We start from the raw sequence: 22,571 nt of genomic DNA on the forward strand, positions 1-22,571 counted from the left end.
TATCAGACTATAGTTTACACATTCGTTTTTGACTCAAAAAAAACTGCTCTTTCTTGTGAGCAGTTTCTTAATTTTAATTATTTTTTAATTATTTTCTCTGAATACATTTCGTTTTTATCAGATATTACATTCACTATATACACTCCTTCTTTTCGGGAACTCAGATCTACTTCTATTTCTTTGTCTCCACGAAGCACTTTATTATAAACCACATTTCCGATTAAGTCTCTTACTTCCAATATCCTTGCTCTCGTTCCCTCTTTCAAAATAACCTTAAACTGACCAGTGGTAGGATTAGGTGTTAATTTTAAAATCTTTTCTTCGGTTTGAGATTTTGCAGCTCTTAAAACCGGACACTTCATTAGAATATCATAATCAAAGAAAGGATAATTGTTCCATGCATAAGCAATTTCATAGTTACCATTATAAAGATAAACCATAGACACTCTGAATTTTTGCTCACCAGTTGCCCCACCATTCACAGCATTATCAAAGTCTGAAGGTTGGAAATAATAATTATAAAAATTCCCGGGACCGAAGTTAGGGGTAAAATTTACAGGAAATACAGTTCCGTTCTGCAACCCTATCAGCTCTACCCTAAGGTTTACCAGAGTAGCACCAGCCGGAAGGTTATAATAACCACCGATACCTGACGTCGCTCCTATACATTCACCCGGTTCATATCTGAAGTTCACCGTTCCCATTCCATTGGTATTGCATATATTCGATGCAAGGTTTGGCCAGTAATCCATTTCCGGCTGTCCTACACTAAACCCGTTAGGTCTGTTATAATATAATCTTGGCAGCGCACCATAATCAGGATCTTGCACATTGGGCTCCAATCCTGTTGCCCCCATATACAAACCTCCTGCACTCGCAATAGATGCTGCCGCTCCTACTGCCGCACTATTTGTATTGGCATGAATCATTGTAAATTGCGCACCCATCATTTTAAACTTTACAGCCATCTCAAACGCCAATGGATCACTGTAAGCTGTATTATTATAACTCACCAAATAAGATCCATCAGCACCTCCTGAATTCCTTTCCGCATCTGTGAATACTACAAATTTTAAAGGCTGTGTATTACTCAAGGTCATTTGAGGGCTTATGATATCATTATTCCCGGCCCCACCTAAAGCTTCTGCAATCAGAACCAGAGATTCATTAAAAAGATGTCCGAAATCCAGACGTCTTTCAAAGTTTTGAGCGGTAAAGTGGTCGTTGGTAAAATCGGATTCAATATAAAGTAAAGATTTTCCGGTTCCGCTGGTATCACCATATTTTCCGGTTCCATATTGCACAACAGCAACTCTGTTTCTGGTATTGCAGGCTAACAGTTCTTCTATCAGCTTAATCGCACCTCGTTTCATATTGGCATATTCAGCATTAGTAACAGAACTCCCATTATCCAGCATGATAATGTAATCAGATTGTGCTTTAAGGCCGCCCCATGACATCAGAAAGGTCATGAAGAAAAATAAGAATGTTTTTTTCATGTTAAATATTTTAAATTTAGTGTGATGAAAATAATACTTTTTCTTTGTTAAGTGAAATATTTTAACATATTTAATTAAAAAACAGAAAAATATAAACATAAAACACTAGAAAACATCTTTATATAAACAATAATTTTAATAAGGACGAGATATTCATTATAGCCCCGATAGTAACGGTTACCCCGCAGCAGAAGTTGGAGACCCGGAAGGTTTGAGCGCTGGAGGGTAAAGGCGCGAGGAGTATGAGTGGATAGCGGGATGAAGCTCCTGAAAATTATAGATACAAAAAAAAGCCGCTCAAATGAGCGGCTCCTTATTTATAAATGGTTCAAAGATTATTTACCTTCTTCCATTTTTCTTTTCAACTCTGCTAATGCATCGATGTCTCCAAGAGTAGATCTTTCTTCGTTGTTTGAAGAAGAAGATACGTTTCTAGAAGAAGATTCTTTAACGTTTTTCTTTTCTTCGTCTCTGAAGATCCCTGTGTGAGAAACTACAACTCTCTTGAATTCTTTGTTGAATTCAATCACTTTGAATTGAGCATCTTCACCTTTCTTGATTTTAGATCCATCTTCTTTCTCTAATAATCTTGAAGGGCAGAACGCTTCAACCTCAGCATCTTCGAATTGTACAGAAGCTCCTTTATCGTGAACTTCTACAGCTTTACCAGCGTGGATAGTTCCTTCAGCATATTTAGTTTCGAATTTATCCCATGGGTTCTCAGTCAATTGCTTGTGACCTAGAGATAATCTTCTAGCTTGGATATCTAGCTCAAGAACTACAACATCTAATTTATCACCTACTGCACAGAACTCAGATGGGTGCTTGATTTTCTTAGTCCAAGAAAGATCAGAGATGTAGATTAGACCGTCGATACCTTCTTCTAACTCTACGAATACACCAAAGTTAGTGAAGTTTCTTACAGTTCCTACATGCTGAGATCCTACTGGATACTTAGCTTCGATGTTTTCCCATGGATCTTTAGATAATTGCTTGATACCAAGAGAAATTTTTCTTTCTTCTCTGTCTAAAGTTAATACTTCAGCTTCAACTTCATCACCTACTTTTACGAAATCTCCAGCAGATCTTAAGTGAGTAGACCAAGACATTTCAGAAACGTGGATTAATCCTTCAACACCTGGAGCGATTTCTACGAATGCACCATAGTCAGCAAGAACTACTACTTTTCCTTTTACTTTGTCACCAACTTTTAAGTCAGCAGAAAGAGCATCCCAAGGATGAGCTTCTAATTGCTTCATACCTAATTGGATTCTTGTTTTCTCGTCATCGAAATCAAGGATTACAACTTTTACAGTTTGTCCGTCCTCAAGGATTTCAGATGGGTGGTTCACTCTAGACCAAGAAAGGTCTGTAATGTGAATTAATCCATCTACACCACCTAAGTCAATGAATACACCGTAAGAAGTGATGTTCTTAACAGTTCCTTCAAGAACCTGACCTTTTTCAAGTTGAGCGATGATTTCTTTTTTCTGACCTTCGATATCTGCTTCGATCAATGCTTTGTGAGATACAACTACGTTTTTGAACTCAGGGTTGATTTTCACAACTTTGAACTCCATAGTTTTTCCTACGAACTGATCGTAATCTTTAATTGGCTTAACGTCAATTTGAGAACCTGGTAAGAATGCTTCGATTCCGTGAACGTCAACGATCATACCACCTTTAGTTCTAGACTTAACAAAACCGTTAACGATTTCTCCAGTTTCGTGAAGTTCGTTTACTTTATCCCAAGCTTTAAGCGTTCTAGCTTTTCTGTGAGATAACTGTAACTGACCAGTTTTGTCTTCTCTCTTGTCAACCATTACTTCTACCTCATCACCTACACTTAGGCCTTGGTTGTAACGGAATTCGTTAAGAGAAATAACACCTTCAGATTTGAAGTTGATGTCTACGATAGCTTCTTTATCAGTTAATCTTACAACTTTACCAATTAGAACGTCGTTATCGTCTAAGTTGTTTAATGATCCGTTGTAGATCTCTTCTAAATCACTTTTCTCTTTTCTAGCATCAGCATCAAGACCAGATTCGAAAGAATCCCAGTCAAATTGTTCAGGTGCTACGTTTTGGTTTAATAATAATTCTGCTGAATTTGTCTCTTTTGACATAATTCTAAATAAATTTGTATTCCTTCTCTTTCAACGGTCTTAACAAATGTGATTGAAAAATACGGAAGTTATTAATATATAATATTTTACTTTCTTAGACCTTTAGCACAAAAAGTGGGTGCAAAGATACGTTTTTTATTTAAGATAAGCAATAGTTTTCCCTTAACCTATTTACTATATAAACAATTGATTATCAATACTCATTGAATAATTAAGAGTCATCAGTTAGTATAATATGAAAAATCACCAGTTCGTAAATGAACTATTTTTCTTTGAAAATCTGTTGAATCTATAGTAAAAAGGTTTCGTGAACTGCGTTCGTAGACTTTTAGTCTATGCTCAGCCTGACAGTATACTCATCAACAGGACGGTATTAGAGGCGTCATTCTGAGCGAAATCGAAGCGTCTCTTGTTATAATAAGAAAACAATTTATAAAAAGTTGAGATTATTCGCTACGCTTCGCTCCTTTCAGAATGACAGCCTCAACATTCAAAGAAGAGCAATAATTTGTATTCGTTCTCGAACTCTCGAACTCTCCCACTCTAAAACTCCCAAACCCTCAAACCCTTCAACTCTCAAACCCCAAAATTCACTACCTTTGCACCATGGAACTACAATCAATTTATCAAAAGCTGCAGATTCAGGATATGAATCAGATGCAGAAATCTACTTATAAAGCTTCTGAAAACAATACGGACATTGTACTGCTCTCTCCTACTGGATCTGGGAAAACGCTTGCTTTTTTATTTCCGGTTCTCAGAAATCTGAAAAAGGATGTTCAGGGTGTTCAGGCATTAATATTAGTTCCTGCCAGAGAACTGGCATTACAGATTGAGCAGGTTTTCAAATCGATGGGAACAGATTTTAAAGTTTCTGTTTGCTATGGTGGACATGATAAAAAGATTGAAGTCAATAATTTAATTGAAGCTCCGGCTGTTTTAATTGGGACTCCGGGAAGAGTTACTTATCACGTAAGAAATAATAATTTTGATCCGAAAACAGTTAAAACTTTAGTTCTTGATGAATTTGATAAAGCTTTAGAGTTAGGTTTCCATGATGATATGGAGTTTATCTGTAATTCTTTAAAAGGGCTTTCTCAAAGAGTTTTAACGTCTGCAACTGCGATGGATGAAATTCCGGCATTTACAGGGTTAAAAGATGAAAAAATCATCAGTTTCCTTAAAGAAAATGACGTAAAACCTGATCTTCAACTGAGAAAAGTAATGACGATTCCGGAAGAAAAACTGGATACATTATTCAATCTGGTTTGTAAAATCGGGAACAAAAGAACGCTGATCTTCTGTAACCACCGTGATGCGGTAGACCGTATCTCTGAGCTTCTTCACCAGATGGGAATCGACAGAGAAACTTTCCACGGGGGAATGGAGCAGGATGAAAGAGAACGTGCTTTACTGAAATTCAGAAATGATTCGGCAAGAATCCTTATCACAACGGATTTAGCTGCCCGCGGACTGGATATTCCTGAGGTGGAATCTATTGTACATTATCAATTGCCTCCAAAAGAAGATGCTTTCATCCACAGAAACGGACGTACTGCAAGAATGAATGCCAAAGGTTTTGTTTACCTTATTATGAATGAGGATGATAATTTCCCATTCATCAAGAGTGATACTCCTGAAGAAAGTGTTGCAGGATTTACCAAGGTTCCGCAAAAAACACCTTTCCAGACCATTTACATCAGTGCTGGAAAAAAAGACAAGGTAAATAAAGTGGATATTGTAGGATATTTACTTAAAAAAGGAGAATTGCAAAAAGAAGATGTAGGGGTTATTGAAGTAAAAGACACCACTTCTTATGTTGCGGTTTCCAGAAATAAAGTAAATACTGTTTTAAGAAAGCTTCAGAATGAAAAACTGAAAGGGAAAAAAGTGAAAATGGAAGTTGCTTATTAAAATACTTCTCATCAGATATAATTTAAAATTGCCACGAATGCACGAATAAATTATTTGTGCATTCGTGGCAAAAATTTATTGTATTCCACTTACCCTCATCGGAAAAGTATATACCGATTTTGAGGCTGTAATGAATAAAATATCGTTATTTTCTCCTCCGAAAGTCACATTGGATGTCCATTTTTCAGGAATGGAAATATGATAAATCTTTTTTCCTTCACGGTTAAAAACATGTACTCCATCTCCGGTTAAATAAAGGTTCCCATGTTTGTCCAGGGTCATTCCGTCTGAACCCATTTCACAGAATAATCTTTTCTCAGACAGTTTTCCTTCTCCCAGAATATCATATACATAGGTTTTTCCAGCATCAATGTCTGAAAGGTATAGTTTTTTAAGCTTCTCACTACCTACAATTCCGTTGGGTTGTGTAAAAGTATCCAACTTACTGATCTTTCCATTCTTATTTCTGTAATAAAGGCTTTTATTGGGTATTTCCTGTTTAAAATTGATCCAATAATCTCTTTCATATAAAGGATCTGTGAAATACATTCCACCAAAAACATCGTTCCATACATCGTTAGGACCATTCAGTCTTTTCCCTTCAAAATCTTTGAATAAAACTTCTACTTTTTTATCTTTTGAGATCTTCCACATCTCTCCATGATCATCTGAACAGGTAATCAGGAAACCGTCTTTATCAAAATGAGTTCCGTTTGCTCTTCCTGTTTTGTCTAAGAATTCTATGATCTTATTGCTTTTCCAGTCCCAGTAATAGATCTTATCATTAGGCTGATCGGTAAAATATACATTTCCCTCTTTATCTGCTGACGGACCTTCTGTAAAGCTAAACTTATCAGAAACCATTTTGGGTTTTACTCCTTCATAAAACATTTTACTACTATTTACTGATTGACAGTTTACCAATGCGAAAACCAAACCAATTAAACCTGCTTTACTGATATTTTTCATTCTTCATTTTTAGATCTGCAATTTACAACATGCTGTATCGGTTTCAAAGACATTTTCTCATTTTGATTCAATATAATTCAAAATACAAAATGTCCTAATTGTACTATTTTTGAAGTAGATCATATTAGGAGTCGAAAGATATAATTCAGAGCTTTGCAGTAGAGGAATCGATACCGTTTATCTATAGAACTTCAACTTGGGAAACAGGTATTGATCCGGATGAAAAATATTACCAAAATACTTTTATAGCATACGATAATGAGCGCAGAGTCCAACAACATCAAATCCCTGGAAATTGAAAATGAAGATTTTAGAAATTCGGTAGGAACAATGGATGAAACCGGAAAAAGAAAATGGATCTTCCCCAGAAAACCAAAAGGAAAATATACCAATTACAGGAACTACACCAGCTATGCTTTATTGGCTTTTTTCTTTGGATTGCCTTTTGTAAAAATCAATAACAATCCGTTCTTTTTATTTAATGTTATTGACAGAAAGTTCTTTATCATTGGGCAGCCGTTTTACCTTCAGGACTTTTTCATTCTTGCTTTGGGAGCAGTTACTTCTGTTATCTTCGTTATGCTGTTTACAGTAGTTTTTGGAAGAATATTCTGCGGCTGGCTCTGCCCACAAACTTTATTTATGGAAATGGTATTCCGTAAAATAGAGTTCTGGATTGAGGGAGACCGAAACAAACAGATGAAGCTCGACAGACAGGAATGGGATTCAGAAAAGATAAGAAAAAGACTCACAAAATGGTCTGTATTTATCTTCATTTCTATGGTTATCTCTACCTTCATGTTCATGTATATTGTAGGCTACGAACAGGTATTTCAGATTATGATTGAAGGACCTGCAGAACATCCTTTAAAGTTTATCACGATGATCTTTTTCACGATGACTTTCTATTTTGTTTTTGCATGGCTTCGCGAGCAGGTATGTACACTGGTCTGCCCATACGGAAGGCTTCAGGGAGTTTTAATTGATAAACAGACAATCAACGTATATTACGATTTTAAAAGAGGGGAAGGCCGTTCAAAATGGAGAAATAATGAAGACAGAAAAACGGCTGGTAAGGGAGATTGTATAGATTGTAATCAATGCGTTGTAGTCTGTCCTACAGGAATTGATATCAGAAACGGACAACAGTTGGAATGTGTTAACTGTACAGCATGTATTGATGCCTGTGATGAGGTTATGGATAAAGTAGGTTTACCAAGAGGACTCGTCCGTTATGCTACTGAATCTGAAATTGAAAATCAGGAGAAATTTAAATTTACTTCGAGAATGAAGGCTACAACTGTCATTCTGGCTCTGTTGGTTGGTTTCCTTGGCTTTTTAATGTATGATCGTGGTTCTATGGAAGCAAAATTTATTAAACCAGCAGGTTCTACATTCTTCATTAAAGAGGGTAAAATTACCAACACTTTCATTTATACTCTTCTGAATAAATCGAATGAAAAAAGACACTGACCATTAAAGTGGTAAGTCCTGAAGATGCTGAGATCACTTATTTCGGATCTGAAAAAATTATTCTGAAAGGAGATCAGATTTTAAAAGGAAACATCAACATATCTTTCCCTGAAGATAAGATCAAATTCTCAAAACAAAATATGGTGATTGGTATTTTTGATGAAGAAGGGAAAATGGTAGATTCTTTTGAAACTACGTTTGAAGGACCATTTAAACTAGCATTGTAATATATATAGAGAGAAATACGGAATCCGGAGGTTAAAGTTTATAAAATCAAACTGATAACCAATACTATAATAAAAAGAATTAAAGACCTGCCATTATAAAAGCTTTAAGTCTTGAACTTTAACCCAAATTAGGCCTTATATTTCCTCATAAACTGAGTAGGAGTCATTCCGGAATTTTTCCGGAATACTCTTACAAAGTAAGAATACTCTTCATACCCTAATCTGAAAGCAATTTCTACGAGATTTTCGTTCAGGTACATCAGCATTCTTTTGGCTTCCAGCACTACCCTTTCTGTGATGACTTCTGTAGCTGTTTTCTGCACTACGGCCTGTACGGTTCTGTTCAGATGTTTGGATGAAATCCCTAATAAAGAAGCATAAAATGCAATTGATTTATGTTCCGTAAAATACTGTTCAACAAGGCTTTCAAAATCCTGATAATGCTTAAAATAGGAAAGTCCTGCAGAAGATGTCAGAGTATCAAAATCCTTTGAAAACAAACGGGTAGAATTGATAAAAACCTGGGACATTAATGATAAGATAAGTCCGTTTTTCATCAGATTATTAGATAGATGTTCTCTTCCAAGCTCCTGAAATAAATGAATATTTTTCTTTAATTCTTCTGCATCTAATTGCAGTTTTCTGGGAAAAGAAACAGAACCGAAAAAAGGAAAATTTCTCAATTTCTGATTGACATAGTGCATTTCATAAAATTCCTGAGAACAGAAGAAAATATATCCATCAATATCTTCTGAAAGCTCCCAACTGTGAATCTGTCCCGGCGAGAGAAAAAACAGACTTCCTTCCGAAACATCATGCCGCTGAAAATCAATCTCATGCACACCACTTCCACGAGTAAAAAGAACAGTTGCATAAAAATCATGCCTGTGAGGCTTTTCTATATGCTGATGCCCCACAATCAAATGGCTTTTCATTGTATTAAAATAAAAATCCGAAGGATTCTTACCCTGAAAAAGATCAATATGAAGAACAGAAATAGAATTCATTCTAATAAATAAATGGATGATAAAAGTACTATAAATAAAGCCAAGCCACAAATTACAACATAAAAAAGGACCGACTATTGCCGATCCTTTTCTTTCTATTTAATAATTATTATTTTATAATCAATTTACTGTTGTAGATTCCTTTTGAAGAGCTGATGCTGATTACATATACTCCTTTCGGTACATTAACATTAAGCTCCTTAGTATTATTTCCTTCACTCTGATAAGCTGATGAATAAATTAATCTTCCGCTTGAATCAAATAAAGTAACTTTCATCTCTCCTTTGATATTCTGAGATTTGATAAAGAAATTACCATCACTTGGATTAGGGTATACTTTAATATCATCTGCTAATGGAGATGAAGATACTTCTCTGGCTGCAAGAGTCTGCATCTCCTGTGTACATACTTCAAGTGACCACCCGGTAATGGTTCCTGCATTGCCTGCATTATTATCCGTTGCAAAAAGTTTCCATTCTCCCTGTGCAGAATGTCCTTTAAATATACCCAGAGATTCATTTGATTTTGTTTCTCCCTGAAGTGGAGAAGTACAGCTTACGGCTGCCCCTGCATCACTAAATGAAGCAGTAATCCCCGATGCTCCTGAACACTGTCTGTTCCAGAAAAGAGCTGATGATCCTACCGGACTCTCAATACCAATAGCCAGCTGGTTTATACTTGGGTGGGTAACAGATGGAGTTACTTTTATTTTGGTAATCGTGCCACTATTATTAACCATTAAAGGAATTGTTATTCTTGGAGCAGATATACCAGAGCCGCCTGGGCCGTCTGTAATAGCCACAGGTGCTCCATTATAAGTATAGGTATTACAGTTTTCACCCGTAACATTATAATCAATCACAAAGCTTGGACTCACTGCATAATAAATATTATCAACCGCTTCAATCAGGATATAGGCATTGGCTGAAGTAGATCCTATCGGTATCGTTATTTGTTCAGTACCATCATTAGGGGTATTAGCTGCAATAATACTGAAGGTTTTACCACCGTCTTTTGATAATTTAATATTTACGTTAGCTGTGTTCACCGGGGCAGCATTTGTACCGGCTACGTCCCATGTAATATTTACAGTTCCACCAGAGCTTAATGACTGTCCAAATACCGGAGCTGTCACCTGAAAAGGCCCTGATACAGCATCTACTGTTATCATCATTCCATCTTTTGAAACTTGTGGCTGTAGCGGGTTGTTATTTCTGACAGTAGCAGCAAAATTAAGATTTCTGGCTACACTTGATACGCTCTCCCAACGGGTTGATAAAACGCCTGCCAATACTTTATTGAAATCGGGAAAATATCTTTCCATCGAACTTACCGGTGAAAAAGATCTAAACGTAGGACCTGTAGGTTTTGTAGGATAAGCAGAAGAAATATCACCTGCACCAATCTGAGCACTTGCCGCCTGATCCGTCTGTTCCCAAATATAGGTATAGGCAGCATTATTAACATCAGTAGTTGATGCTTTTAAAAGGAATGCTGTTGATTTAGGAATAGTATAGTCCAAACCGGCATTAATAGCAGGAGCCGCCTCTATAAAAGGAGTGTTGACCCCACAGCTAAGACTATTTAATTTTGTCTTGATTTGGGTAATACTATTGGTATGATAATAATCGTTAGAATTGAATTGAACATCAGAAGCAGTAGTAATTCCGGTGTATGCCATAATGGTGCTTCCGCTACCCGGCTCTACCTTTTGATCTGCCTGCGAAGATCTGTAAGTATAAGAATGCCCAGCTCCCAGCTGATGCCCCATTTCGTGAGCTACGTAGTCTATGTCAAATTTATCTCCTTCCGGAAAATTATGAGCAGTCCAACCTGCCCCTTTTGAGTTATTATTACAGATAACCCCAACCCCGGCAGATCCGTTACCGCCTTTCTTATCAATCAGATGTCCCATATCATAATCCTCAGCGGGAACCCTTGCTGATATTTGAGTGTGAGCCTCATTAGGCCCTCCACTTGTATATGGGTCTGATGCAGGATCTAAAAAGATAATCGCATCATTATTAGCGATCAGATTAAAATGAAAAGAGAGATCTTTCTCAAAAACGCTATTGAGCCGGGTAAGACTTGCATTCATAGCTGCCACAATAACTGCCTTTTTCTGTACATCTGTAGCTGTAGCAGGAGTTCCTGCAGCAGTTAAATGATATTGAGCATACTCTCCGGTGCAGGATAATGCCAGTCTGAAAACATTAAACCCTGCCAGTTTTTTATTTACAGCATTGTTTTTTTTTTCAGCAGCATCTTTTGTCACATCATCTATTGTAGAACATTCAAAAGGTTCCTTCTCCTGCCCTCTTCTTGCATTAGAATCAAAAACGGCATATACGGTTCTATCTTCAGTATAAGGTTCAATAAATTCTGATAATCCGGAGCGGGTTATCATGGAAGAAAATCCTACTGGTGATAAACTGAATCTCAGATATACACTTGGGTCTTCCAAAGCCGTTCCCACATAAGATTTTATATCCGGATATTTTGCCTGCAGTTCGGGTGCCATATTGGAATATTCCCAAACCTGGAATTTTTCCAGTCCCCCTTTTGTAGTAGGAAGAGAAATAATTGCTCCTTTTTGACCTGAAAAGCGAGCTGGTGAATTTTTCAAAAGTTGTTTTAACTGACTAACATCAAGTGAATAAAGTCCAGAAAATTCGAGTTTTTCCTGATTTTTTTTAACTTTTTGACTCCGAATTTCGGTTCTTTTCCACTGTGAAGCTCCCAGGAACGGAATCATCAGTGCAACAATAAGTAAATAGCATTTCATAATCTCTGTAGTTTTTTGTGTTTCACTAAGTTATAAAAAATATTTCTCGTTTATTATTTTTTTCACAACATCTTGACATTTTAATTGCTAATTAAAAAATTCAGCTTATGGCAGGACTTTGCAAGATATATTTGGATGAAACTTTAAAAAATTTTTATCTTTGAAGTTTAGGAGCTGTAAAATGAAAATAAACTTACCTGATAAACTGTATTATTCCATAGGAGAAGTCGCTAAGGCATTCGATGTAAACACTTCATTAATACGCTATTGGGAACAGGAATTTCCTATCATCAAACCTAAAAAGAATAAAAAAGGAAACCGCTACTTCACTCCTGAGGATATCAAGAATCTACAGATGATCTATCATTTGGTAAAAGAAAAAGGATATACTTTGGATGGAGCACGTGTTGCTCTGACTACCAACAGCAAAATTTCAGAAACCATCACTATCATTGACCGTCTTGAGTTTGTAAAAGCTGAACTTTTAAAACTGAAAGAATCATTGGGTGATAGGGACCCGGAATAAATTCTTCAATTTTCTTTAAATCATTCTATCCCAAAGAATACAAAGCATTAATTTTTAATAGATTACAAATTTCTGTATTCTAATATCAACCATTTCAGCATTCGCTATTGCCATGTGTTGTTTTTCTCAATATGTTTATACAATATACACATGATGAGAAAAAACTATTACCAAAAACTGGCTTTTATGGTCATTTTACTGACTATTCTATTAGCTTTTCAGAAATATACCAGCAAGGATAAAGAACCCTTTCCTGAGGTAAAATTTATTGCCGGCTCCTCAATTACTGCCAACCTAACAGATTTTGATCCTAATATTTTAAATCAGGAACAATGGCAAAAGCTTGGTTTTTCTGAAAAACAGATAACAACAATTCTTAAATATAAAGATATTGTAGGGGGAAGCTTTACATCAAAAGAGCAGTTAAAAAAATGTTATGCTATTTCTGAAGAAAAATTTGAAGAACTGAAACCTTTCATTCTTCTTCCTGAGGCTTCTGAAAACAGTAATTCCAAACATTTCAACAGCTTTGAAAAGAAAGAAATTACTATCTCCGGAAAGTTCAATCCTGATATGAAAACTTCTCCTGACTGGATTAAAATGGGCTTTAGTGAAAGACAGGCAGAAGCGATTATAAAGTATAAAAATTATCTGGGTGGCAGCTTCATCAGCAAAGAAAAATTCAAAGAATGTTTCATCATTTCTCCGGAAAATTACAGCAAACTGGAGCCCTATTTACTTTTGCCTGCAAAAACTCCTGAGAATTTTAAAGCTGCTGGTGCCTATTATCCGGAAAAGAAAAAAGTACAATATCACAGTTTTGATCCGAACCGCCTGGATAATGAGGGATGGAAGACGCTTGGTTTTTCAGATAAACAGGCTCAGATTATCGTTAATTATCGTGATAAAAACCTTCATGGTAGCTTTAAAAATATGGATGATCTGCAAAAATGCTTTGTAATTTCTGCGGAGAAATTTCAGGAGATGAAAGCTTTTGTGAAATTCAATCCTGAAACTATAAAGAAAGAGGGGATGCAACAGGAAAAGACAGATTTTTCAAAAACAGATCTCAATGCTATTACTTTTAAACAGCTTATAGAGTTCGGATTGGATGAAAAAAGTGCCGGTTCTATGATTGGTTTCAGAAAAAAGCTGAGAGGGTTTGTCAACAAACAGCAGATTCTGGATACTTATAATATTGATAAGGAATTGGTCCAAAAATTAATATCTATTGCTCCATTAGATGCTTCCACCGTTCCTAAATATACCTTAGCAGATGCGCCTGAAGATTGGCTTAAAGACCACCCCTATTTCAAATATTCTGCAGATAAAATTATTTTCTACCGTACGACTTATCCTGACGACAAGAAAATTCTAAAGTTTCTGAAATTAAAACCTGAATATGAACAAAGGATGAAATTATATTTAAGATAAGCCAATATCAAAAAATATCTCCATAAATACAAAACTCCCCAACAAATTCTGTTATTGTTGGGAGTTTTAATCTGAAAATTAATTTATACTTTAATGATGCATATAATTGCTGGGGCCGTTGGTTCCTTCAATGGATTCTGGAAGTATTCCATATCTGGAGCGTAAATCAACTGTACCAAGGGTTTTCCCCGTTGCAATTTCAATAACACTAATGGTTCCGGAATTTAAATTGGGGAGATCCAGCAGATTATTTTGTACTGCTACCACATCTTTTCCTTTTTTTGTTTTGAAGAAAACCATATGATGGGCTCCTTTATCCGCAGTAAGGGTTTTTAAAAGTTTTAGATTAGGAAGGTTGCTGATGTCAAAAACCAATACTTTTCCCGGATCTGCAAAGCTTACGTAAAGCCTGTTGTTATCATCAATATACATTTCGAGAGTCCAGCCAAGCCCTTGTGTACTTCCGTCAAATATTTTGGTGAAAGCATCGTATTTTTTGGTTGCAGCATTGTATGGAGCAATCCAGATATCTCCTCCCAGCATTGTTGTAGCAAGCGCAAACTGAGGAAACTTCCCACGAAGCAATAAAACTTCAACAGGGCTGGATAAATCTGCCGGTGAATCTGCAACCTGATAAGTCTCTTTTAATTCATAGGTATTCAAATCTATTAAGATACAGGTATTTCCAAAACCACTGGTAAGATCAGGATGGATGGTAGATGTCACCATCATAAGCCCTTTTTCTTCATTCACAGAAATGCCATGAGGATACATAATAAATTTATTGGGATTATCCTGAATGGGAGCTTTGATGGTTTTGATAAGTTTATTATTGCTCGTATTAAAAACACCTACACTTCCATCTTTTAAACCTCCTGCTCCGCCCATAAAAGTCATAAAGAATCTTCCGTCATTGGTAAAAAACAAATTTTCGCCTACTGTATTTTCGCCTGTATCAATAGGAGTTGCACTTACTAATTTGGGCTGTCCTATCTTGTCTTTTTCAGCTTTAATTTCATAGAGATAACTTCCTCCCAAAGCTGTTGTATACAATTTGTTTTTGCTCTGGTTATAATAAAGATGGTGAGGCAGAACACCAATGCCCAGCTCAAGTTTATTACTGATATTTCCAAAATCAGGAGCTTCAGGATCGAGCTCTATAACGGCTATTCCATCCGATTGACCTGTCAGGCTTCTATAGTCAATAAAAAAGGCTGTGTCGTGTGGAATTTCTGAGTGATTATCGTGCTGACACGTAGAAAAAATCATCAGCATCAAGATAAACAAGGGAACTTTGTCAAATTTTAATTTCATGATTTTCAGTTATTTAGTTTTGTATATTATAAATATAACACAATTTCAGTAATAAACAGAAAATTTTACACCAGCTAGTGAATATTCCGAAACAGCGATACTTTCAGACTCATTTCTAACATTATTCTCTATCCAAGAATCAACTTATAATTCTCAAATTTTCTAATATTATTATTCGTTACAATGAATCTTAGGGTTGAGGCAATTGAAAAAAGACATATACATGAGATTCTTCCTTCGTCAGAATAACAGAACATAATAAGTAAATAATGGGCATCATGAAATTTTGTGTATACCTATCAAAAAAATAAAAGCAGGAAAATACTTCCTGCTTATCATTTATAGCTTATAATTATAATCTTAGTCGATTGTTTTACTTGAATCTGTAAGTAAAGCATTTAAAGAGTTCAGCTCATCTTCGGTTAGATCTCTCCATTTTCCAATAGGAAGATCGAGTTTGATGTTCATGATACGAATTCTTTTCAGCTTTTTTACTTCATAGCCCAAGTATTCACACATTCTACGAATTTGTCTGTTTAAGCCTTGGGTAAGAATAATCCTGAAATTCATATCATCAATCTTTTCCACCTCACATTTCTTAGTTACGGTATCCAAAATAGGAACTCCGTTTCTCATCTTTTCAAGAAATCTCGGATTAATGGGTTTATCTACTCTTACAATATATTCTTTTTCGTGGTTGTTTCTTGCACGAAGGATTTTATTAACGATATCGCCATCACTGGTTAAAAGAATAAGTCCTTCACTCGGCTTATCCAGCCTTCCGATCGGGAAAATTCTTTTTGGGTGGTTGATATAGTCTACAATATTATTCTTTTCACGTTTTGTATCTGTAGTACATACAATGCCTATAGGTTTATTGAAGGCAATATAAACAGGTTTTTCCTGTGGCTCTCTGATAGGCTTTCCATCAACTTCCACCAGGTCTTCATCAGAAACTTTAGTTCCCAACTCAGGAACTTTACCGTTAATTTTGATTCTGCCTTCTTCCAACAGCTTATCTGCTGCTCTCCTTGAACAGTACCCTACTTCTGATAAATATTTATTAATACGTGTCTTTTCCATTAGTTTCTACCGTAATTGGTATTGTTTTTCATTCTCCTTGAAATCTGAAATCGTTGTTTAAAAACTGATCTGTAGCATCTTCAATTTTGTAATCACCGATTTTCGTTCTTCTCAATTGGGTTAAATAAGCTCCTACTCCTAACTCCTGCCCAATATCATGAGCTAAACTTCTGATATAGGTTCCTTTTGAGCATCCAACAGTAAAACTTATCAAAGGAAAATCTATTTTGATATCATTGAGATAATGAATCGTTGTTTTTCTGGATTTCATCTCTACTTCCTCTCCTGCTCTGGCCAGATTATAGGCTCTTTCCCCATCAATCTTTATAGCAGAATACACCGGGGGTTTCTGTTCAATCTCCCCAACGAATTTTTCCAAAGCTTCTTTTACCTGCTCCTCTGTGATATGTGAGATATCCTGATGAAGAATTTCAGGCTTTTCAGTATCATAAGATTCTGTCTGAACTCCTATTTTAATCTCCGTCCAGTATTCCTTTGGAGCATCCTGAATTTCAGGAATTTTTTTGGTAAATTTTCCGCAGCAGACAATCAGTAACCCTGTAGCTCTTGGATCAAGGGTTCCTGCGTGTCCAATTTTAAATTTTTTAGGAAGGTCAAACTCCCTTTTCAATTTATATTTCATTTTATTGACCGCCTGGAAGGAAGTCCAGTCCAAAGGCTTGTCCAATAAAAATATGTATCCTGATTTCAGTTCTTCCGCCGTCATGAATGGATAATAAATATTTTTTATTTAAAGAAATAAAAATAGATTAATAAAGCAACTCCTACAAAAATACGGTACCATCCCCAAGGTTTGAAACCATATTTATTAAGGACTCCAATGAAAGCTTTAATAGCGATAAGTGCCACAATAAATGCCACCACGTTTCCGATTACAAAAATCATGATGTGATCCTGTGATGCCATAATCATTTCGTATCCTTTCTGAGGATTTGGAGTTTCCTTACCCCATGTTTTTACAAAAACAGAGTATACTGTTACTGCCAACATCGTAGGCACTGCAAGGAAGAAAGAAAATTCTGCAGCAGCTTTTCTGGTTAACCCCTGTGCCATTCCTCCAATAATGGAAGCTGCACTACGGCTTGTTCCCGGCATCATAGCAAGGCATTGCCAGAATCCGATGGTTACTGCATTTCTTATCGTAATTCCTTTTTCATCGTCAATTTTAGGATTCTTAAACCATTTATCAGCAAATAATAAAACCACTCCACCTAACACCAACACTGAAGAAATAGCAATTTGATTACCAAGAACAGCCTCAATTTTATCATCGAATAAATACCCTAACACTAATGCAGGAACTACTGCAAAAGCCAGTTTAAAATAAAACTGAATATTTTTCAGGTCAAAAAACTTCTTCCAATAAGCTACTACAACCGATAAGATGGCACCAAACTGAATGGAAACCTGAAACATTTTTAAAAATTCATCATCTGGCATTCCCAATAAATTGGCAGTGAATCCCATGTGTGCTGTAGATGAAATAGGAAGATACTCCGTTAATCCCTCTACAATGGCAATAATAATTGCTTTAATTAAATCCATATTCTTATACAAAAATTAAAAGATTAAGAGATTGAGATATTTAAAGTACGAAACTCTAAATGTCTTAATCTCTTAATCTCAAAATATAAATTTTTATCTACTTTCTTTTTAAAATAGCGTAGACTTCTATTACAAAACCTATCACAACAAATAATGGAGCGATTCTAATCCTTCTGATGGAAAAGATATCGTCATTCCATGAATTGGGATCAAATTTACCGTCTACAGTATTGGCATCAGGCCCCATCATCAAAAGAAATCCAACCACGATAAATGCTAATCCGATCAGCATCCATTTAAAATTCTGCTGTCCAAAATAGAACGTGTTTTCCTGTGGTACTTCTGCCTCACTTCCGAAGTCTGAAGCAGAAAATTTATTTGTTTTTTTGCTCATTTTTAAGAGTAATATAAATCGTCAACGTTTGATTTTAAGAATCTCCATGTTGCAAAAATAGTACTTAGAACAGAAATAAAAATCCCTACTCCCAACACTAAAATTACTAACCAGAAATACTGATTGTTGTCCTGTACAAAAGCTGATCCAATCTGGCTTGTGAAATAATACCAAACCCCACCTAATGCAAGAAGTCCAATTACAGAACCGATAGCACCTAAAATAATTGCTTCAATGATAAAAGGCTTAAGAATAAATCTTCTTTTTGCCCCTACCAGCTGCATCGTTTTAATGATGAATCTCTTGGAGAAAATTTTCAGACGGATGGAGTTATTGATTAACACTACTGCCAATACAAGGAACAATAATGAAAATCCGAAAATCCATTTTAAGATTCTGCTCAGGTTATTGTAAACATCCACCATCAAAGTACTGTCATTCTTCACATCAATGATGCCCGGAACCGACTTGATTACTTTAATTGCTTCATCAATTTTTGCAGGATCTACATATTCAGGTTTTAAAGCTACTTCGATAGATGACGGGAAGATGTTTTCTTCAAACAATGCATCACTATCAATTCCCATACTCTTTTTAGCTTCCGTAGCGGCCATGCTTCTTGAAATATAGGTTGCTTTTTTTACAGGAGCTAACGTCTGTACCTTTTTAAAAGTTTCTTCTTCCAGTTTTGCAATTTTTACAGAATCTTTAGCGTCATAATTTTCATCAAAGTAGGCGTTCACCACCAACTGCTCTTTGATATAGTCAGAATACTTCTGGGCATTAATTAAAATAAGCCCCATTAACCCTAACAAAAATAACACTAAGGCAATACTTATCACTACTGTAATATTGCTGGACCGAAGCCTTTTCTTATTAAACTCATCTACAGATTTAGCCATTAATATTAAAATTTTTGGCTAAAATAGAAAAAATCTTCCGAAATTTGGGAACGAAAAAGAGAAAATCACTGTTAATAAAATCATAAAAAACATTGAGTGTAAAAGCAAAAAAGCATCTTGGTCAACACTTTTTGACGGATGAAAACATCGCAAGAAAAATTGTAGAAGGTCTTAGTTTTGAGAACTATAATAACATTATGGAAGTAGGTCCCGGAATGGGCGTTCTTACCAAATATCTTCTTGAAAAAGATCAGAATATTTACCTTGCCGAAATTGATACGGAATCTATAGAATATCTTAAAAACAACTATTCTAAGGTTACGGAAAATACTTTTGTAGGAGATTTCCTGAAGCAGGATTTCAATTTTATCAAAGATGAACAGATCGCTATTATCGGAAATTTCCCGTATAATATTTCATCTCAGATATTATTCCAGATTGTTGATCATTACGAGCTGATCCCTGAAATGGTAGGAATGTTCCAGAAAGAGGTAGCTGAAAGAACTGCTGCAGTTCCAAGAACTAAAGATTATGGAATTCTTTCTGTTCTTATTCAGGCTTATTATGATGTATCTTATATGTTTACGGTACATGAGAATGTCTTCAATCCACCGCCAAAAGTAAAATCGGGAGTAATCCGTCTTACCAGAAACCCTAAAGAAGGCTTGGCCGGTAATGAGGTTCTTTTTAAGCAGATTGTAAAGACAGGCTTCAATCAAAGAAGGAAAAAGCTATCCAATGCTTTGAAAACTTTAAATATTCCTGAAGCTTTAAAAGGTCATGAATTTTTAGATAAAAGAGCAGAAGAACTTAGTGTATCTGATTTCATCCACTTCGCAAATCTTTGGAAAGAAAATCTATAAGCTATATAAGAAAAAGCTCCTTTGATAAGGAGCTTTTTTATATCAATAATAAAGCCTTTCAGATGAAAGGCTTTATTTATTATTCTCTGTTTTTCAACATGATCCAACCGGACCAGTTCATCTGAGTTTTAGATTTCGGATATTCATAAGTAAACTTATACCAATAGGTTGCTGTAGGTAGCCTCTTACCGAGTAATGTCCCGTCCCAGCTTGGAGTTTCTTTTGAGAACCTGAACATCTCTACCCCAAATCTGTCATAAACAGAACCTGTGAAGTTTTTGAACTGTCCCAAAGCCTTCAGATCCAATACGTCATTAACTCCGTCATTGTTAGGGGTAATAAAGTTATTGATCTGTAATGTAAAGAAATCGAGAGTTCCTATACAATGAGTCCCTACTCTTCTCACCATTACGGTATAATTGGTATTATCTAAAAGTCCCATAAACAGGTTAGACTCCTGCCATGTAATTCCGTTATCAATAGAATATTCAAGGCTGCTTGGGGTATTATTCATTGGTGGATTTACCGCAGTAACCGTCAAAGTTTTTTTAGATGTCTGATAATCTATCCCGGTTACATAAGGAATAGCTGCACCCAGTACCTGAGCAGAAAAAATCTTTTTACAGTATCCGTTGTCGATTTCAACAGTATAAATTCCCCATTTCTCTACATCAATCTTTTGTGTAGTAGCTCCCGTACTCCATTTATATTTATAATTTTTACCTGCGCCTGCATCCAGAGTTACACGATCTCCATCACATATCTCAACATCTGCCAGCGGACTCTTAATTTCTGGTACAACCTCAATTCTTATGGTTGCAGGATTAAGAGATTTACACCCTTTTGCCCCTATTGCATATACAGTAAATACTGTGGTCTGATGTAATGTAACATTCTGTATGTTTCCTGTTCCCGGGAAGTTACTCCAAAGATAAGTATCTCCTCCTTCAGCGGTTAATGAAACTGTTTCTCCTGGGCATATCTGTATAGAAGAAGCTTTCACTTTAGCAACAGGGGTTTCTTCTTTGAATAGCTTCAATTCAACCAGCCTGCTACAGAAACCACCATTGGAGACAACTACATATAATATCTGACCGTCATTTCCATTATAGTTCAGAATATTCGTGATATAGCTATTATTTTCAGCAACAGCATCTGCTTTTTTCTCATAAAACTTGAATACAGCTCCCGGTGTTGTACTAATGGTTGGTTTAATACTCTCTAAATCAAAAGTGGTAATATCCGGCGTAGTACAAAGCAATAATGTGGCATCATTTGCCTGCGGTGTTGTCCCGCCATGAATTTCTATGGAAGCTTTACCCGGACATGGATTTCCGGGAACACTTACTTCAATAGTGTAGGTTCCAGGTTGTGTAGCGGTAACACTGTTGCTTGCAGCATTAGGAATTAGAGTTCCATTATAATACCATTGATATAATAAGTTTGGATCACTTACAGAAGCTGTAAGCACCTGAGGTACGTTATCGCAGACATTAATATCGCTAGGTAATTTGGCTCCACCAGGTCCTAAAAGATCTACTCCAATATTAAAGGATCCACCCTCTAAGAATACGGCAGAATCATACCCATTATCAAGATAATCCGCAATAACCATCTTAAAATGATATTGCTGTCCTGCCACTACATCCGCTACAGCGGTAAGCGGAACTGTTCTTCCGTTAAAATTGGTCTCAACATTAGCGGTATTATATCCGCCAAAATACTGTTGATTAACAGCCCCACAGGTTGTTCCGATTGCAGGGTGAATATTGGTAATACTTACCGGTCCGGCTCCCCCAGGCAATATTGCCATATTTGTATAAGGTCCTCCTGCGGTAGGTTTCAGTAATATAATAAATGCATCCGCATATTTACAGGGATAGGTCCCCGTATATTCCTCAGATGCAATCAGATAATTAAATTTAATTTGAGAAGTTGTAGGAACAAAGTCAAATTCCAGAAGTACCGCATCATTCAAATCATCTGGTGGTACCCCAATAACCTGTGCAAGATCACTATCTGTTCCACCACCATTGATATCACTGTTACTGGATTCAAAACTATTCCCCGCCTTTCTTGCATATCCTGTAGAAAGTACAATTCCATCTTTAAAAGGAAAATTAGTTGTTGCCTTATTGAAATATCCCCAGGCTCTGTTTGCATCCCCCACAGCATGATTAGGAGTGATTTTCACATTGGTTACATTAGGTGTAATACAGGTATTTGTTCCAGATGAAATTAATACATCTCTTACCAGTTTATCAATTGTAAAACCAGTTTCCAGATATCCTGGAGCATTCACATCAATAAAAGCTCCTGCCTTTTTAGATTGGGCCGTTGCCTGTTTTTTTACGAATTGCCTAGGTTGTTGATTTTGAGAAAACGAAAAATTTGAGATAAATAGAAAAAATAAACAAAGAGGTAGGTATCTTATCATAATATTTTTGTTTCAACAAATTTAATTTTTTTTTAAATATACAATACACATA

General features: G+C 35.9%; 16 protein-coding genes and 1 pseudogene. 5 read left to right on the plus strand and 12 right to left on the minus strand.

From position 1 onward, the window contains the following. Positions 1-77: 77 nt before the first annotated feature. Positions 78-1,499 (minus strand): T9SS type A sorting domain-containing protein, encoded by a 1,422-nt coding sequence (locus BOQ64_RS04305; RefSeq protein WP_164975748.1) that lies wholly within the window; start codon positions 1,497-1,499, stop codon positions 78-80. A 335-nt stretch (positions 1,500-1,834) separates the two neighbouring features. Beyond that, on the minus strand, positions 1,835-3,625 hold the full coding sequence (gene rpsA / locus BOQ64_RS04310) for a 30S ribosomal protein S1 (protein ID WP_065393775.1): 1,791 nt from the start codon (positions 3,623-3,625) through the stop codon (positions 1,835-1,837). Between the two features lie 606 nt (positions 3,626-4,231). Between rpsA and BOQ64_RS04315 the strand changes: the two genes are divergently transcribed. Then, positions 4,232-5,539: a DEAD/DEAH box helicase gene (locus tag BOQ64_RS04315; protein WP_129058275.1), complete on the plus strand. Its 1,308-nt coding sequence runs from the start codon at positions 4,232-4,234 to the stop codon at positions 5,537-5,539. Positions 5,540-5,614: 75 nt separating this feature from the next. On the opposite strand, the gene BOQ64_RS04320 is transcribed toward BOQ64_RS04315, so the two are convergent. Continuing rightward, entirely contained in the window at positions 5,615-6,508 is an 894-nt protein-coding gene (locus BOQ64_RS04320; protein WP_129058274.1) for an SMP-30/gluconolactonase/LRE family protein, read from the minus strand. Positions 6,509-6,766: 258 nt separating this feature from the next. Here BOQ64_RS04320 and ccoG point away from each other — a divergent pair. Continuing rightward, a pseudogene (gene ccoG, locus BOQ64_RS04325) lies at positions 6,767-8,208 on the plus strand (cytochrome c oxidase accessory protein CcoG). 128 nt (positions 8,209-8,336) lie between these two features. On the opposite strand, the gene BOQ64_RS04330 reads toward ccoG, so the two are convergent. Together BOQ64_RS04330 and BOQ64_RS04335 are read right to left on the minus strand one after the other, a co-directional pair. Next, complete coding sequence (locus tag BOQ64_RS04330) at positions 8,337-9,215, minus strand: AraC family transcriptional regulator (protein ID WP_129058273.1); 879 nt, start codon at positions 9,213-9,215, stop codon at positions 8,337-8,339. 109 nt (positions 9,216-9,324) lie between these two features. Further along, positions 9,325-12,000 carry a reprolysin-like metallopeptidase gene (locus BOQ64_RS04335; protein WP_129058272.1) on the minus strand — a complete coding sequence of 892 codons (2,676 nt, stop codon included), beginning with the start codon at positions 11,998-12,000 and terminating at the stop codon, positions 9,325-9,327. Between the two features lie 181 nt (positions 12,001-12,181). On the opposite strand from BOQ64_RS04335, the gene BOQ64_RS04340 reads away from it, so the two are divergent. After that, positions 12,182-12,526 carry a MerR family transcriptional regulator gene (locus BOQ64_RS04340; RefSeq protein ID WP_129059643.1) on the plus strand — a complete coding sequence of 115 codons (345 nt, stop codon included), beginning with the start codon at positions 12,182-12,184 and terminating at the stop codon, positions 12,524-12,526. 150 nt (positions 12,527-12,676) lie between these two features. Further along, positions 12,677-13,960, plus strand: a complete 1,284-nt coding sequence (locus BOQ64_RS04345) for a helix-hairpin-helix domain-containing protein (protein ID WP_129058271.1) — start codon at positions 12,677-12,679, stop codon at positions 13,958-13,960. A 90-nt stretch (positions 13,961-14,050) separates the two neighbouring features. Here the strand turns inward: BOQ64_RS04345 and BOQ64_RS04350 are convergent, their stop codons facing one another. The 6 genes from BOQ64_RS04350 to BOQ64_RS04375 form a co-directional block, all read right to left on the minus strand. Continuing rightward, a complete protein-coding gene (locus BOQ64_RS04350) occupies positions 14,051-15,274 on the minus strand; it encodes a hypothetical protein (RefSeq protein WP_129058270.1) in 1,224 nt (407 codons plus the stop codon). A gap of 360 nt (positions 15,275-15,634) precedes the next feature. Continuing rightward, positions 15,635-16,357, minus strand: coding sequence for a 23S rRNA pseudouridine(2604) synthase RluF (gene rluF / locus BOQ64_RS04355; RefSeq protein WP_129058269.1), 723 nt, complete (start codon positions 16,355-16,357; stop codon positions 15,635-15,637). Positions 16,358-16,385: 28 nt separating this feature from the next. Next, positions 16,386-17,084: a tRNA pseudouridine(55) synthase TruB gene (gene truB, locus BOQ64_RS04360; protein ID WP_129058268.1), complete on the minus strand. Its 699-nt coding sequence runs from the start codon at positions 17,082-17,084 to the stop codon at positions 16,386-16,388. Positions 17,085-17,104: 20 nt separating this feature from the next. After that, positions 17,105-17,923 (minus strand): undecaprenyl-diphosphate phosphatase, encoded by an 819-nt coding sequence (locus BOQ64_RS04365; RefSeq protein ID WP_129058267.1) that lies wholly within the window; start codon positions 17,921-17,923, stop codon positions 17,105-17,107. Positions 17,924-18,020: 97 nt separating this feature from the next. Beyond that, positions 18,021-18,317 carry a DUF3098 domain-containing protein gene (locus BOQ64_RS04370; protein ID WP_129058266.1) on the minus strand — a complete coding sequence of 99 codons (297 nt, stop codon included), beginning with the start codon at positions 18,315-18,317 and terminating at the stop codon, positions 18,021-18,023. A gap of 2 nt (positions 18,318-18,319) precedes the next feature. Next, positions 18,320-19,219 carry a cell division protein FtsX gene (locus BOQ64_RS04375; RefSeq protein WP_129058265.1) on the minus strand — a complete coding sequence of 300 codons (900 nt, stop codon included), beginning with the start codon at positions 19,217-19,219 and terminating at the stop codon, positions 18,320-18,322. Between the two features lie 92 nt (positions 19,220-19,311). On the opposite strand from BOQ64_RS04375, the gene rsmA reads away from it, so the two are divergent. Next, positions 19,312-20,082 carry a 16S rRNA (adenine(1518)-N(6)/adenine(1519)-N(6))-dimethyltransferase RsmA gene (gene rsmA, locus BOQ64_RS04380; protein WP_129058264.1) on the plus strand — a complete coding sequence of 257 codons (771 nt, stop codon included), beginning with the start codon at positions 19,312-19,314 and terminating at the stop codon, positions 20,080-20,082. Positions 20,083-20,161: 79 nt separating this feature from the next. On the opposite strand, the gene BOQ64_RS04385 is transcribed toward rsmA, so the two are convergent. Further along, positions 20,162-22,519 (minus strand): choice-of-anchor L domain-containing protein, encoded by a 2,358-nt coding sequence (locus BOQ64_RS04385; protein ID WP_129059644.1) that lies wholly within the window; start codon positions 22,517-22,519, stop codon positions 20,162-20,164. Positions 22,520-22,571: the final 52 nt, after the last annotated feature.

Origin of the sequence: Chryseobacterium sp. CH25 (genome assembly GCF_004119455.1) — a bacterium.
In the GTDB taxonomy this organism is placed as follows: domain Bacteria; phylum Bacteroidota; class Bacteroidia; order Flavobacteriales; family Weeksellaceae; genus Chryseobacterium.

Excerpts from the sequence above, each read along its gene's own strand:
- BOQ64_RS04330 (WP_129058273.1), bottom strand. The coding sequence starts at position 9,215 with ATGAATTCTATTTCTGTTCTTCATATTGATCTTTTTCAGGGTAAGAAT.
- rpsA (WP_065393775.1), bottom strand. The coding sequence starts at position 3,625 with ATGTCAAAAGAGACAAATTCAGCAGAATTATTATTAAACCAAAACGTA.
- BOQ64_RS04345 (WP_129058271.1), top strand. The coding sequence starts at position 12,677 with ATGATGAGAAAAAACTATTACCAAAAACTGGCTTTTATGGTCATTTTA.
- BOQ64_RS04350 (WP_129058270.1), bottom strand. The coding sequence starts at position 15,274 with ATGAAATTAAAATTTGACAAAGTTCCCTTGTTTATCTTGATGCTGATG.
- BOQ64_RS04335 (WP_129058272.1), bottom strand. The coding sequence starts at position 12,000 with ATGAAATGCTATTTACTTATTGTTGCACTGATGATTCCGTTCCTGGGA.
- rluF (WP_129058269.1), bottom strand. The coding sequence starts at position 16,357 with ATGGAAAAGACACGTATTAATAAATATTTATCAGAAGTAGGGTACTGT.
- BOQ64_RS04370 (WP_129058266.1), bottom strand. The coding sequence starts at position 18,317 with ATGAGCAAAAAAACAAATAAATTTTCTGCTTCAGACTTCGGAAGTGAG.
- truB (WP_129058268.1), bottom strand. The coding sequence starts at position 17,084 with ATGACGGCGGAAGAACTGAAATCAGGATACATATTTTTATTGGACAAG.
- BOQ64_RS04385 (WP_129059644.1), bottom strand. The coding sequence starts at position 22,519 with ATGATAAGATACCTACCTCTTTGTTTATTTTTTCTATTTATCTCAAAT.
- BOQ64_RS04305 (WP_164975748.1), bottom strand. The coding sequence starts at position 1,499 with ATGAAAAAAACATTCTTATTTTTCTTCATGACCTTTCTGATGTCATGG.
- BOQ64_RS04320 (WP_129058274.1), bottom strand. The coding sequence starts at position 6,508 with ATGAAAAATATCAGTAAAGCAGGTTTAATTGGTTTGGTTTTCGCATTG.
- BOQ64_RS04375 (WP_129058265.1), bottom strand. The coding sequence starts at position 19,219 with ATGGCTAAATCTGTAGATGAGTTTAATAAGAAAAGGCTTCGGTCCAGC.
- BOQ64_RS04365 (WP_129058267.1), bottom strand. The coding sequence starts at position 17,923 with ATGGATTTAATTAAAGCAATTATTATTGCCATTGTAGAGGGATTAACG.
- BOQ64_RS04315 (WP_129058275.1), top strand. The coding sequence starts at position 4,232 with ATGGAACTACAATCAATTTATCAAAAGCTGCAGATTCAGGATATGAAT.
- BOQ64_RS04340 (WP_129059643.1), top strand. The coding sequence starts at position 12,182 with ATGAAAATAAACTTACCTGATAAACTGTATTATTCCATAGGAGAAGTC.